We start from the raw sequence: 12,802 nt of genomic DNA, 5'->3' as shown, positions 1-12,802 counted from the left end.
GCGCGTCTGCGCCCTCAATCCAAACAAAGCCGAGAAGAACGCGCTAGTGCGCCCCTCCCTGTCCATAGTAAGCGTTCGGGCCGTGCTTGCGCATGTAATGCTTGTCCAGAAGATACTGGGGCGCGGGGCCACAATGTGGTGCAAGCGCCTCGGTGTCGATCGCCATGCGCGCGACCTCCTCCGCCACGACGGCGTGATAGACCGCGGCCGCAGCGTCTCGGCGACGACGTGCTTCGTGGGCTGCGCCGGCATCTCCACGGTCACCGGCATCACCTCCAACACGCACCAGGAGGCGACCGTCAACTCGCTCATGGTGGAGCGCTCTGACCGCATGATCTTGCTCGCCGACTCGAGCAAGCTCGGCATAGCGGCGGGCTTCACCTACGCGTCGCTCGACCGCGTGGCGCTGCTCATCACCGACACGGGCGCCACCGACGAGGATGTCGAGATCCTCAAGGAGGCCGGCATTCACGAGGTCCTCCGCGTGGGCTGACCCCGTCCGGCTCTCTGCCGATGCCGCAGAACCGACCATGGTTGGTCGACTTGGTCGAAAACGTGGGCGATTATCGACAACTTGGTCGACAAAAGGGGGCCGGACGTCGGAAAACGTCCGGCCCCATCAGATGCGGTGGTGCGCCGTCAGGGCTTCGAACCCTGGACCTTGGGATTAAAAGTCCCCTGCTCTACCAGCTGAGCTAACGGCGCGTCGTGGCGATTTTACCACGTGCGGGCGTCACTCCCAGGCCCACTGCCCGTTCACGAACACGGGAACCTCGGAGCCGTCCGCGCACACGCCAAAGACGTTGAGGTCATCGGAGCCGATCATGAAGTCCACGTGGGTGCTGCTCTGGTTGACGCCGCGGGCGAGGAGCTCTTCTTTGCTCAGGCAGGCGCCGCCCTCGAGGCACTCGGGAAAGCCCATGCCCAGGGCCAGGTGGCAGCTCGCGTTCTCGTCGTAGAGCGTGTCAAAGAAGAGGGTCTCGCTCTGGCGGATGGGCGTGTTCTTGGAGACGAGCGCGACCTCACCCAGACGACGGGCGCCCTCGTCGACCTCAAGAATGCGGCTCAGGACCTCGCGTCCCTGCTCGGCGCCAAAGTCGACCACGGCGCCGTCCTTGAACTCCATCCAGAAGTCCCGCACCACCTGGCCGGAGCGCACGAGCGGCAGCGCGGAGTGCACCACGCCGTCCACGCGCAGGCGGTCCGGAGAGGTGAAGACCTCCTCGGTGGGAATGTTGGGGAAGAAGGTCACGCCGTCGCGGGTGCGGCCGGCGCCGCCGTCCCAGACGTGGGCCGCGGGAAGCCCCACCACGAGGTTGGTCCCGTTGGCGGACTCGTAGCGCAGTGCGTCGAAGCGGTGCGTGTTGAGGAAGCGCTTGGTCTTCTCGAAGGAGGCGTTGTGAGTCTCCCAGGCGCTCTCGGGATCCTCGCCGTCCGCGCGGGCGACCTCGAGGATCAGGACCCACAGACGGTAGAGCGCCTCGGCGGCGGAGACGTCCGGAAAGACCTCGCGCGCCCAGGCCGCGACGGGCACACCGGCGATGCACCAGGCGTTGAGGCCAAAGTCCATGCCGTCGCGGAAGGAGCGGCACTGGGTGTTGCGGGCCTTCGCCGCGGCGACGGGCTTGGCGGGGTCCACGCCCTTGAGGGCGGAGGGGTCCGATCCTTCGAGGAACAGAAACGCGGCCCCGTCCTCGGCTAGGCCGTTGAGCTGCTCGACCTGCCAGGCGGGGACCGTCTCGAAGAACGCGAGCGGGCAGCTCTCGTACGTGAGGCGGCTCACCTCGTCGTCGTGCCACAGAACGGTCACGTGACCGGCGCCCGCGCGATACGCCGCGCGCACCACGCGACGCGCGAAGTCGGCGGCCTCCACGGGCGCCTGGAGCACGAGCTCCTGCCCGGCCTGCAGCGCGACGCCCTTCCTGACGAGAAGGCTCGCGTAGCGGTCGATCTGGTCGGAGAGCGCCTCGGTGGCGAGGCGGCACTCCTCGTTGGTCATGGGGAGGGAGGCCACGGTGCTTCCTTTCTGGGCGGGACGGCGCTCGAACGCGCTCCGACGCCATAGTTCTACCCACATGCGAAGGGCCCCTTTCGGGGCCCTGAAGTCTCTGGAGCGGGCAACGGGACTCGAACCCGCGAATGTCAGCTTGGGAAGCTGATGCCTTACCACTTGGCGATGCCCGCCTCGACGCGCGCAAGAACGCGTATGGAGTAGTATAGCCTGCGTCCGAAGGCTGGGCAAGGACCACGGGGCCGAGGGGGTGCCATGACGGCGTCACAGGTATGCAGAGCAGGGCTCTCCGCGGCGCTTCTCGCCGCCTCGGCCATGGTCACGGTCCCCCTGGGCCCGGTTCCCCTCACCCTCCAGACGCTTGTCCTCGCCCTGCTCGTCGTTGCGCTCGACGGGAGGGACGCCGTGCGCGCCGTGGGCCTCTACCTGCTGCTCGGCACCCTGGGCATGCCCGTCTTCTCGGGGTTTGCTGGCGGCGTCGGCCATCTCCTCGGTCCGACGGGCGGCTTTCTCTGGGGCTTTTTCCTGGGCACCGCGTGCGCGGCGGCCCTGCGACGAATCCCCGTTCTCCCCGAGCCGGCGCGCGACTTCGCGGGCGCCCTCGTCATGCTGGCGGTCTCCTACGCGGCCGGCGTCGCGCAGCTCTGCTGGGCGAGCGGCATCTCGCCGGCGGCGGCGCTCGTCGCGGGCGTGCTGCCCTTCGTGGGGCCCGACCTCCTCAAGCTCCTCGTGGGCGTGAGCGCCGGCCGTGCGGTGAAGCGCGCCCTGGGCGCACCCGCGGCAGATAGGCCCTAGGGCCGCGGCCCGTCGCGTGTTCGTTCTGTGAAGGCTTCGTGACGTGACACCGCCAACCCGCGCCTGGCCGAGCGGGCGACGCCAAGCTCACGCGACTTGCTCGCCAAAGGCACGTCCGTCCGGTCAGCTCCCCGTCAGCAAGCGCTCAGAGTCCGGGAAGTCCCGGGGCGTAGCGTAGTCCTCCCCAAAGACAGGAGGTCCAATGCGCGGCTCAGAGACGAGAAGGACGCACGAAGGTGAGAAGGCACCACGGAGAAGGACGCGGGCCAAGCGCATGGGCGGTGACGCCCTCAGGGGAGGACGGCCGCCCGCCGCGGGGCACGCCGGCAGAACGCAGATCGAGCGCGTCCCGTGCTGCACGTGACGCGCTCGATCGAAAGATTGCCTGATGTCGTCGCCCGGCCGCCCCTAGGCGCGGCGGATGGCCTCGGTCACGATCTCGGTGACGAGGTTGGCCTGGTCGCCGCTCACGTTCTCGGCGACGTCGTCGGCGGTCTTGGAGAGCGCGGGCAGGCCGTTCTCCCCGACGCCCATGATCGTCACGGAGCGCATGGAGGAGCTCATCGCGGGCCAGGCGTCCGTCGAGGTCCAGCTAAAGTTCTTCTGCGCGAGCTCGGCGTGCAGGTCCTTGGCAACGGTGCTGAGCAGGCGTCCGAGGCGACGGTCGGCACGGCGCGTGCCCTCGACGCCCTCATGGGTGAGAACGCTCAGCTCGCCGGCGCCCACGCAGTCGAGGTTCACGATGAAGCTGCCGCGGATCTCGGAGCGGTGCTGCCGCAGGAAGGACCTCATGCCGGCGTGGTCGAGCGTGGAGCCACCCAGGGCCACGAACCAGATGTCGTGCGAGACGAGCGCGTCGTCGGCGAGGGAGAGCGCGGCGTCGCGCAGCTCGTCCTCGGTCGGAGCCTGCTCGTCCTCCTCGACAAAGCGCAGGCCGCCCCTCGTCGCGGCGCCGCCGCGCCAGATGGGGTCGTCGGACTCCTCGTCGGAGGAGTCGTCCGCGACGTCCTCGGCGGCCTTGGCCCTGCTGGAGAGGGCGTCCTTGAGACGGCCGAAGAGGCCGCCCAACGCGCTCTTGCCGCGCTCGGCCGTGGAGGCGAGCGTCTCGATGGGCTGCGGAGCCTCGACCTCGGGGGCATCCTCGGCGGCGGGGGCGTCCTGGGCGGTGGCGCTCTGCTCGCCGCGCAGGGCGCGCGCGAACCTCGACTTGGAGGGCGCCACGCGCGTGGCGCCGGGGTCGCCGAGCGGGTCCGTCTCGTTCATGGACGGATCGGGGAGGTCAAAGAGGGACGCGCGGCGCGCGACGTTGGAGAGCTGGGGGCGATACGAGGACTTGCCCCACTCGGGGTCCTCGGGAGCGCTCGGGCGCTCGACGGGAGCGGAGGGCGTGGGCTGGGTCGCGTCGAGCTCCTCCTCGACCTCGGCGGTGAGGCCGGAGGAGTCCTTCGGACCGACGCCGCGGTCGCCCTCGTCCATGACCAGCGAGAAGCGCCCGCCGGAGAGCAGGCTCTCGCGGGTGGTCTCGGCGTCACCCTTGACGGGGCGCAGCGGCGCGGTGCCCTGGACGGACTCGTCGTCCTCGGGCTCGGGCGCGTCCTCGGTGACGTCCTGCTCCTCGGCGTCGATAAGCTCCTCGGGCTCGGAAGCCTCCTCACCCGCGGCGTCATCCGCGAGCTCGGGCTCCTCCTGCTCGGGAAGCGGGTCGAGCTCGAAGAGCGAGACCGGGGTCTCAAAGGTCCTTTGAGGGGCGGGCGCGACGGCGCGGGCAGGCTCCGACGCGAGGGAGGCAACGCCGCCGAGGGCGTACTCGATCTCACAGTCCTCGGGAAGGATCTGCAGCTCGCGCAGGACGTCCTCGCCGTGACGGACGCCGACGACCTCCTCCGCGGGGGCCGGGACCCACTCGTCGACCGGCTCGTCCTCGACGTCGAGCGGAGCGGCGACGGTCAGGTCGGCCTCGGCGGGCTCGGCCGCGGCCTCGCCCCCCTCGGCAACGGGGGCATCGGCAGCGTCCTCGGCGTCCTTCTCGGAGGCCTCGTCGACTCCCTCGGGCTCCTCGACGTCCTTGGCCTGCTCGGGCTCGCGAGGCAGGGGCACCAGGCCGCTCGGGCGGACGTTCTCCATCACGCCGAGCAGCGACGCCACAGAGGCCTTGTTGTCGTTGGCGCCCAGGGTACAGGGGGAGACGCGCTCGTAGATGGCGCCCACGGCCAGAAGCATCGCCGGCAGGGACGCGACGATGCCCAGCAGCCAGAGCACGAGTCGGGCGGGCGCGGGGACAAAGCCCATGAGCTGGACCAGCGCGCAGAGCGCCACGACGTAGCGGCAGTAGGTCGACGCCTTCACGACCATCGGGAGATAGGGCGCGACGGGCGTGGAGTAGAGGAAGTTCTCGCGAGGGGTGTCGTAGTGGGCCACGACGACGATGGGGCGGTTGCCCTTGGAGACGAGCGGGCCGGTGGCGCGGTGGACCGAGATGACGTTCTGGCTGCGCGCCGTGGGCCCGAAGGAGAGCTGCGGCGCGCGGCCAAAGAGCCTGAGCGCCACCAGCACCGTCGGGATGACGGCGAGCACGAAGCCGATCAGCGTCAGCGCGAGGACGCCCACGCCGGAGACGAGGACGCCGACGAACATGAGCACCGACAGGATCGCCGCGGAGAGGCCGGCGAGCGAGGACGCGTCAAACTCCTCGATCTGCGGCTCGACGTCATGATGGCTCATGAGCCTGGCGATGGTCTGAGCTGCCTGCAGCTCCTCCTGGCTGTTGGCGGGGGCGATTCCGACCCTCTGGTTGAGGTAGTCGAGATAGTCGTGAGTCATGGCCATACTGGTCGTCCTTTTGCAGAGTCTCGCGAGACGGTTCCAACGACGTGCATACAATTCAAAGAGTATACGTCTTATCCTTGGTGTTCGTTAAAAAAGACGCAGATGTACCCGGGTTCAACGCAAGCGGAACCCACGGACGGCAAAACGGGGAGGAAAGGAGGCGGCCTCGATGCGGCTCACAAAAGACGACGAGCGGGCGAGAAGGATCTGCTCGCTCGCGATAGAGTTCATGAACGCACGGGCCCCCATAGCCTCCTCCGCCCTCGCGGCCCGCTATTACCCGGAGCTCTCGGCCGACAGCTTCAGGCGCGCCTTCTCCCGCGACCGCGCGCTGCTCGCCGCCTGCGGCGTGCGCGTCGTCGAGCGCGGGCGGCAGGCCGGCGAGACCTCGTGGGGCGTGGACGAGCGCGGCTCGTTTGCCGGCGGCGCCGAGCTCGGGGCGCGCGAGGCCGCGACCCTCGAGCTGACGTGCCAGGGCGTGCTCGAGGACCCCACCTTCCCGCTCGCGGGGGACCTGCGCCTGGCCCTGGCCAAGCTGTCGCGCGCCTTCGCCGACGAGCCCGCCTTCGCCGCCGCGCGCCGGAACGAGGGGCGCGCGCTCGGCGAGCTGAGAAGGGCGCTCGTCGAGCATCTCTGCGTCGAGGCCAGCTACACCAACGCGCGCGGCTGGCAGGCGAGGCGCACCCTCGCGCCCTATGGCCTGTTCGCCCTCGGCGGCTCGACCTACCTCGTCGCGGCCCGCGTGACAGACGGCGCCGCCGATGGGCCCGCGCGCACCTATCGCGTGGACCGCTTCGACGAGGTCGTGGCGCTGGACGACGTCCCGTGCGAGGTGCCCGATGACTTCTCCGTCCTCGACTGGGTGAGGCTCCCCTTCCAGCTCGGCTCGAAGGCCCGTCCCGCCGCCTTCGCCGTCCCGGACGGGCGCGAGGGCGCGCTTGCCGACGCAGCGCGCGGGCAGGGCGAGCTCAGGCGCGAGGGAAAGGCCCTGGTCTGGGAGGTCGACGTCTGCGACCTCCCCGCCGCCGCGAGCTGGGCTGTGGCCCAGGGCATCCGGCCGCTGCGGCCGCAGGCACTCGTGGACGCCTGGCGAGAGGTACTCGAGGGGGCGCTTCCCCATGGCGCGTAGCGGTGGCAGGACAAACGCCGGCCGGCGGGGCGCGCTTGAGGAGGCGCGCGAGCTCGTGGCCCTCGTCTCGAGCCTGAGCGAGGCGGGAGACGCGCTCTCGGTCGAGGCCGTCTCCGCGCGGCTGGGCGTCTCGGGCGAGCGCGCCGAGAAGCTCGTGGGGCTCGTCGCCACCGCCTGCTCCGCAGACGGCACGGGTCTGCCGCTGGTAAACGAGGGCGACGGTCGGCTCACCTTGCTGCTCGACACCGGCCTGCGCGGCCGGCGCCTGCGGCTCGACCGCGCGGAGACCGCGGCGCTGCTCGCCGCCCTCGATCGCGTGGGCGTCCCGGCGCGCGACCCCCTGCGCGAGCGCCTCGAGGGCTCGCTCGCGGGCTCGGCCCCCAGCGAGGAGCTCGTCCGCAGGATGCTCGGGGAGCCCGGCCGTCCGGCGCCGGAGGCCCTCCCCGCCTGCGCGGGCGCCCTTCTCGCCCAGCGTGGGCTGCGCTTTTGCTACAAGAAGCCGGGCGGCGGCGCGCGAGAGGGCCGGCGTGTCCTCCCCGAGAGGCTTCGGTGCGAGGGGGACCTCTGGTATCTCGACGCCTACGACATCGACCGCGAGGGAGCGCGTACGTTCAGGCTCGACCGCATGGACGAGCTCGAGGAGCTGCCCGTACGAACCGACCGACCGGCAAAGGCCCTCGGCGACGAGCCGAGAAGGACCGTGCGCCTGCGCTTCTCCGACCCTCGCTATCTCGACCTTCTCCCCTGGCACGACCTCAGCGTGGTGCTTCGCGAAGAGGGTGGCGCCGTCGTGGCCGAGACGCCCTACTTCGGCGGCATGTGGCTGCCGCGCATGGTCGCGGCCTGCGCGGGCACCGTCACCTGCGACGACCCCGAGGTCGAGCGGCTCGCCGGGGAGTACGCGGCGCGCGAGCTCGAGAGCCCGTCCTGAGGCCCTCCGTCGCCGCTACTCGTGGCTCGCGCGCCAGAGGCTCAGGTACCGGCCGACGTTGGCGCTCTCGAGGCGCGTCACGCTGCGCGAGGGCAGGGACCCCACGAAGAGCCTCCCGTAGCCCTTGGTCACGAGGCGCGAGTCGGCGAGCACGAGCACCCCGGTGTCCGTGGCCGAGCGTATGAGGCGGCCGGCGGCCTGCTTCACCGATATCACGGCGTCGGGCAGCGAGTACTTCCACCAGGCGCGGTCCTCGCGCAGGTCGCGCTCACGGACGAGCGGGTCGTTGGGGCTCGCGAAGGGGAGCTTGGGGATGACCACGCAGCGCAGGGTGTCGCCCGTCGCGTCAAAGCCCTCCCAGAACGACCGCAGCGCCATGAGCGAGAGCGAGCGCTCCTCCATGAAGCGCTGCCTAAGGCGGCGTGGCGACGACCCGCGGCTCTGGCAGGCCACCTCGAGGCCCGCGGCGGCCAGGCGCGGCTGCAGGGCCTCGTAGGCGCGCTCCATGTCACGCCTGTTGGTGAACAGCGTGAGCACCGAGCCTCCCATGGAGACGTGCACGTCAAAGAGCAGGTCCTCGAGGGCCGGGAGATAGGCGCGGTCCCCTGGGGCGGGCAGGTCGCGGGCGAGGACGACGGACATGTTCGCGTCGAAGTCAAAGCTCGAGTCGAGCCGGACGTCGCGATGCGACCCTTCCCCCAGAAGGTCCAGGCCCACGGCGTGGTCGAAGTGGGAGAAGTCGTCTCCCACGGCGATGGTCGCGGAGGTGAAGATCACGCTCTGCATCTCGGGGAGCCAGCGCTCGGCGAGGTCCGCCCCCACGTCGAGCTTCTCGGCCACGAGCTTCTCGGAGGCGATCTTTCTCCTCGAGCGCGTGAGCTGCGCGGAATAGACGTAGGTCTGGTCCTCGCCGGAGCAGACGAGCTCGATGCCGTGGCAAAGCTCGCGCAGGAAGCGCGTGGACTCGGTCAGGTCCGCGGCGAGCGCCGGGGCCTCGCCGGCCATGGCCTCGGCGGCGCCGGCGAGCTGCCTCACGGCCTCGGCGAGGGCCTCCGCGGCGACGGCGCCCGCCTGCTCGACGGCGGCCCACTCGGGCGTGGAGCGGACCTCCTCGCCGAGCCACAGGGTCATCGTGTCGTACCCGCCGTCCCCCCGGGCCACCGAGCCGAGCTCGTGGACGCAGACAAAGAGGTCCGCCACGGCGACGGAGGCACGGGCGCAGGTCGCGGCCGCCTTGGCGAGAAGCCCCACCACCAGCGTGGATCCCTCGAGCGACATCGCGCGCACCATGAGGTTGTGGATGGTCCCCGTCGAGGTTCCCCCCAGAAGCTCGAAGGCCGCGCGGGCCTCGTCCCCGGAGACCTCGACCGCCCACTGGCGGCGCGCCTCCGCCTCGAGGCCGTGGGCCTCGTCGACGACCCAGTGCCTGACGGGCGGCAAGATCTTGCCCTCCGCGATCACGTTCCTGAGCAGGAGCGAGTGGTTCGTGACCACGACGTCGGCCCCCGCGGCGCGGCGGCGCGCGCCGTGGAGCGGGCACTCGTTGGGAAAGTAGGGACACCGCGCGCGCAGACACTCGCCCGGCGTGGTGGTGAGCATCGCCCGCGGGACGTAGCGCCAGCGGATGCCGAGTGCGTCGACGTCGCCGTCGGGCGACTGACACGCGAAGGCATAGGCCACCGCGAGGGCGGTGAGCATGTCGCAGGCCACGGCGTTGTCCGAGCGGCCGTCGTGCGGCACGGCGGCGAGCGGGAGGTCCTCCACGGCGGCGCGGTCGAGCCGGTGCAGGCACGGGTAGTGGTCGTAGCCCTTGAGGCTCACGAAGGTGAGCCCTACCGGCAGGGCCGCCGCGAGCGCCGGGAGCTCGTGGGAGACCAGCTGGTCGGTGAGGGCGTTGGTCTTGGTCGCCACGCCCACCGTGACGTTGTTGCGTCGGGCAAAGAGGACCTCGGGCAGCAGGTAGGCGACGGACTTCCCCACGCCCGTCCCGGCCTCGATCGCGCGGTGGGTAGAGCTCCCCAGGGCCTCGGCCACCTCGCGCGCCATCGCCACCTGCTCGGGACGGCGCTCCATGCGCTCGTACATCCGCGAGACGACGCCGCCCGAGCCAAACTCCCGCTCGACCTCCTCGGCCGTCGGGGCCGCAAGCGCCTCCAGCTCCGCCGCGTCGGGACGCGCGGGCGCCTGGGCGCGGCCCACCAGCCCGGCGCGGACCTCCTTGAGCGAGAAGGGCCGCGCGGGCGCGTCGCCGAGCGCGGCGAGGTGAGAGAAGATCAGCCTGAACGGCCACGTGACCTCCTCGTGCATGCCCGCCAGCAGGGCGAGAAGACCGGCGGGCAGGTCGGAGAGGGCGGCGAGCAGAACCCGCCACATGCCGCAGAGCGCCTCGACGTCGTCGCCTGCGCGGTGCGTCACGGAGGCGCAGCCGAATGCCTCCGCCATGTCGGCGAGGCGGTGCGTCGTGAGGCAGGGCAGGGCGATGCGGGAGAGCGAGAGGGTGTCGACCCAGGTGTCCGAGACCCCCGCGCCCCCGGGCACCGCCTCCACGAAGGTGCGATCGAAGGTCGCGTTGTGCGCGAGGACCGGCGAGCCCGCCACGAACTCGGCGAGCGCCGCGACGGCCTCGCGGGCGCTCGGCGCATCCGCGACGTCGGCGTTCGAGATGCCGGTGAGCCTCGTTATCTCGGGCGGGATGGGTCCTCCCGGGTGGACGAAGGTCTCGAAGCGGTCGACCACCTCGCGCCCGGAGAGGCGCGCGGCGGAGATCTCGATGAGGTCGCAGTCCTTGAAGGAGAGGCCCGTGGTCTCGGTGTCGAGGACGACGACGTCCTCCTCGAGCGGACCGAAGTCCCGCTGCGCGGCGCGGCTCGCCAGGGTGAGGTAGCGCTGCCTCACGTCATCGGGCGTTCCCGGGCAGATCAGCTCATCCAGCAGGGACGGCGCGGGCGGCGTCATGCGCCCCTCGCGGCGCGCCCCTCGAGCGCCAGCTCGACGAAGCGCGTGCAGAGCTCGGGGAACTCGATCCCGCCGTGGCGAGCGGAGTCGGGCAGCAGGCTCTCGGTCGTCATGCCGGGGATCGTGTTGGTCTCGAGGATGACCGGCTCGCCCTCGGGCGTGACGATGAAGTCGCTGCGCGAGCAGCCGCGACACCCGAGCGCGCGATGAGCGCGGACGGCGAGCTCCTGGGCCTTGGCGTACACGCCCGGCTCGAGGCGCGCGGGGATGACGTGGTGCATCGCCGAGGGCTCGTACTTCACCTTGAGGTCGTAGAACTCGGCGCCAGTGACGATCTCAACGATCGGCAGGGCCGTCGGGTCCTCGTTTCCGATCACCGGGACGGTGATCTCGGTGCCCGTGACGCACTCCTCCACGAGCACGCGCCCGCCCTGCGCGCCGGCGGCGCGGATGGCGTCGTTGAGCGCGTCGCGGTCGGTCACGCGCGAGATGCCGTAGGACGATCCGTTCGCCGCGGGCTTCACGAACAGCGGCAGGCCGATCTTGTCGACCACGCGGTCGATCTGCTCCTCGGTGAGCACCGTCTTTGCGTCGACGTCGAAGCCGCACGGGGCTCGCAGGCCGGCGGCGGCGTAGACCGCCTTGGCGACCTCCTTCTCGGTCGCCGCGGCAGAGGCCGCGACCCCCGAGAACGTGTAGGGCATGTGCAAGATCTCGAGCAGACCCTGGACGCAGCCGTCCTCGCCGTAGCGGCCGTGCATCGCCACGAAGGCGACGTCGTAGCCGCCCGCCATCAGGCGGCCGATGAAGTCGCGCTCGGCGAGGTCGAGCAGATCGACGTTCGCAAAGCCCGCCTCCAGGAGCGCCCGGCGGCACTCGCCGGCCGAGGACCTCGAAATCTCACGCTCGTCAGACCAGCCGCCGCAGATCACGACGACCCTCTTGCTCAGCAGTTCTTCTCTGTCCATCAAAGCTCCTCCGGCGGGCGGGCGCCCGTACGCTAGACTCAAGTGGTGAGTTTCACCATCAGAGGATACTCCAGACGTCTCACGCCAAACAGAGGGGCCAGAAATGCCGACAGGAAACGACCGAATCAACGCCGAGGGCGCAGGGGAGGGGCTGCGGGACCTTCACACCCTCACGCATGGCGAGCTCACCGAGCTTCTCGCCTCGCTCGGACAGCCCAAGTTTCGCGCCAAGCAGGTCGAGGAGTGGGTCTGGTCCAAGAACGCCCGCTCCTTCGATGACATGACCAACCTCCCGAAGTCTCTTCGAGAGGAGCTCGCCGCCCGGCTCACGCTCGGGGGCGTCGAGGAGGTCGCGCGCCAGGTCTCCGTCGACGGCTGCCGCAAGTATCTTCTGCGCTTCCCCGACGGGGTCAGCGTCGAGTGCGTGGGCATGCCCTCGAGAGGAAAGCTCGCCGTCTGCGTCTCGTCCCAGGCGGGGTGCCCCATGGGCTGCTCGTTTTGCGCGACGGGCGCGGCGGGCCTCACGCGCTCGCTTACCTCGTCCGAGATATACGAGCAGGTCATGCACGTGCGAGACGACTTCAACACCCGCGTGACCAGCGTCGTGTTCATGGGGCAGGGCGAGCCCTTCCTCAACTACGATGCCACGCTCGGCGCCCTGAGGCGCCTCAACGACCCCGAGGGTGCCGGCATCGGAGCGCGTCACCTCACGGTCTCGACCTGCGGCGTCCTCCCGCAGATCATGCGCTTTGCCAACGAGCCCGAGCAGTTCACCCTCGCCATCTCCCTGCACTCCGCCGTGCAGCGGACGAGAAACGCCCTCATGCCGGGCGTGCGCAAGTATTCCCTGGTCAACCTCTACAACGTCATGGGTGAGTACGTCAACAAGACCGGTCGGCGCCCCACCTATGAGTACGCGCTCATGGGGGGCGTCAACGACACGGACAGCGAGCTGCAGGCCCTCTGCGACTTCTGCGAGGGCACGCTCGCGCACGTCAACCTCATCCAGCTCAACGAGGTCGAGGGCTCAAAGCTGCGCCCCTCGACCGACCTGCGCGCCCAGGACTTCGTGCGCGCCCTCGCCGCCGTGGGCGTGGAGGCCACGGTGAGAAACTCCCGCGGTGCCGACATCGACGCGGCCTGCGGTCAGCTCAAGCAGCGACTCTCAAAGTAATCGATTATAAATA

General features: G+C 70.5%; 9 protein-coding genes and 2 tRNA genes. 5 read left to right on the top strand and 6 right to left on the bottom strand.

Going from position 1 to position 12,802, the window contains the following annotated elements; all coding sequences use genetic code 11:
* The first annotated feature begins 133 nt into the window (after nucleotides 1-133).
* Nucleotides 134-493 carry a hypothetical protein gene (locus NW198_RS05870; RefSeq protein WP_258340393.1) on the top strand — a complete coding sequence of 120 codons (360 nt, stop codon included), beginning with the start codon at nucleotides 134-136 and terminating at the stop codon, nucleotides 491-493.
* 136 nt (nucleotides 494-629) lie between these two features.
* Here NW198_RS05870 and NW198_RS05865 read toward each other — a convergent pair.
* The 3 genes from NW198_RS05865 to NW198_RS05855 all read right to left on the bottom strand — a co-directional run bounded on the left by NW198_RS05865 (nucleotide 630) and on the right by NW198_RS05855 (nucleotide 2,184).
* Nucleotides 630-705 (bottom strand) — tRNA-Lys (locus tag NW198_RS05865).
* Nucleotides 706-733: 28 nt separating this feature from the next.
* Entirely contained in the window at nucleotides 734-2,014 is a 1,281-nt protein-coding gene (locus NW198_RS05860) for an aminopeptidase (protein ID WP_375378028.1), read from the bottom strand.
* A 95-nt stretch (nucleotides 2,015-2,109) separates the two neighbouring features.
* Nucleotides 2,110-2,184 (bottom strand) — tRNA-Gly (locus NW198_RS05855).
* Nucleotides 2,185-2,266: 82 nt separating this feature from the next.
* Between NW198_RS05855 and NW198_RS05850 the strand changes: the two genes are divergently transcribed.
* Complete coding sequence (locus tag NW198_RS05850; RefSeq protein WP_258340392.1) at nucleotides 2,267-2,806, top strand: biotin transporter BioY; 540 nt, start codon at nucleotides 2,267-2,269, stop codon at nucleotides 2,804-2,806.
* Between the two features lie 408 nt (nucleotides 2,807-3,214).
* Here NW198_RS05850 and NW198_RS05845 read toward each other — a convergent pair whose 3' ends face one another.
* A complete protein-coding gene (locus NW198_RS05845) occupies nucleotides 3,215-5,626 on the bottom strand; it encodes a hypothetical protein (RefSeq protein WP_258340391.1) in 2,412 nt (803 codons plus the stop codon).
* 175 nt (nucleotides 5,627-5,801) lie between these two features.
* On the opposite strand from NW198_RS05845, the gene NW198_RS05840 reads away from it, so the two are divergent.
* Nucleotides 5,802-6,761: a YafY family protein gene (locus tag NW198_RS05840; protein ID WP_258340390.1), complete on the top strand. Its 960-nt coding sequence runs from the start codon at nucleotides 5,802-5,804 to the stop codon at nucleotides 6,759-6,761.
* Complete coding sequence (locus NW198_RS05835) at nucleotides 6,751-7,692, top strand: WYL domain-containing protein (RefSeq protein ID WP_258340389.1); 942 nt, start codon at nucleotides 6,751-6,753, stop codon at nucleotides 7,690-7,692. The genes NW198_RS05840 and NW198_RS05835 overlap by 11 nt, the downstream gene beginning before the upstream one ends.
* A gap of 15 nt (nucleotides 7,693-7,707) precedes the next feature.
* Here NW198_RS05835 and NW198_RS05830 read toward each other — a convergent pair whose 3' ends face one another.
* Both NW198_RS05830 and NW198_RS05825 read right to left on the bottom strand, forming a co-directional pair.
* Nucleotides 7,708-10,647, bottom strand: a complete 2,940-nt coding sequence (locus NW198_RS05830; RefSeq protein ID WP_258340388.1) for a helicase C-terminal domain-containing protein — start codon at nucleotides 10,645-10,647, stop codon at nucleotides 7,708-7,710.
* Nucleotides 10,644-11,615, bottom strand: coding sequence for a D-alanine--D-alanine ligase (locus NW198_RS05825; protein ID WP_258340387.1), 972 nt, complete (start codon nucleotides 11,613-11,615; stop codon nucleotides 10,644-10,646). Before NW198_RS05825 ends, NW198_RS05830 begins: the two co-directional genes overlap by 4 nt.
* 103 nt (nucleotides 11,616-11,718) lie before the next feature.
* On the opposite strand from NW198_RS05825, the gene rlmN reads away from it, so the two are divergent.
* Nucleotides 11,719-12,789 (top strand): 23S rRNA (adenine(2503)-C(2))-methyltransferase RlmN, encoded by a 1,071-nt coding sequence (gene rlmN / locus NW198_RS05820; RefSeq protein ID WP_258340386.1) that lies wholly within the window; start codon nucleotides 11,719-11,721, stop codon nucleotides 12,787-12,789.
* The last annotated feature ends 13 nt before the right edge of the window (nucleotides 12,790-12,802 follow it).

Source organism: Thermophilibacter sp. ET337, assembly GCF_024733715.1.
GTDB lineage: Bacteria > Actinomycetota > Coriobacteriia > Coriobacteriales > Atopobiaceae > Thermophilibacter.
Note: the sequence above shows the minus strand (reverse complement) of the source record. Positions and strands in the feature narration are given on the sequence as shown.

Coding starts and splice junctions, on each gene's coding strand:
- NW198_RS05870 (WP_258340393.1), top strand. CDS start 134: ATGTGGTGCAAGCGCCTCGGTGTCGATCGCCATGCGCGCGACCTCCTC.
- NW198_RS05850 (WP_258340392.1), top strand. CDS start 2,267: ATGACGGCGTCACAGGTATGCAGAGCAGGGCTCTCCGCGGCGCTTCTC.
- NW198_RS05845 (WP_258340391.1), bottom strand. CDS start 5,626: ATGACTCACGACTATCTCGACTACCTCAACCAGAGGGTCGGAATCGCC.
- NW198_RS05840 (WP_258340390.1), top strand. CDS start 5,802: ATGCGGCTCACAAAAGACGACGAGCGGGCGAGAAGGATCTGCTCGCTC.
- NW198_RS05835 (WP_258340389.1), top strand. CDS start 6,751: ATGGCGCGTAGCGGTGGCAGGACAAACGCCGGCCGGCGGGGCGCGCTT.
- NW198_RS05830 (WP_258340388.1), bottom strand. CDS start 10,647: ATGACGCCGCCCGCGCCGTCCCTGCTGGATGAGCTGATCTGCCCGGGA.
- NW198_RS05825 (WP_258340387.1), bottom strand. CDS start 11,615: ATGGACAGAGAAGAACTGCTGAGCAAGAGGGTCGTCGTGATCTGCGGC.
- rlmN (WP_258340386.1), top strand. CDS start 11,719: ATGCCGACAGGAAACGACCGAATCAACGCCGAGGGCGCAGGGGAGGGG.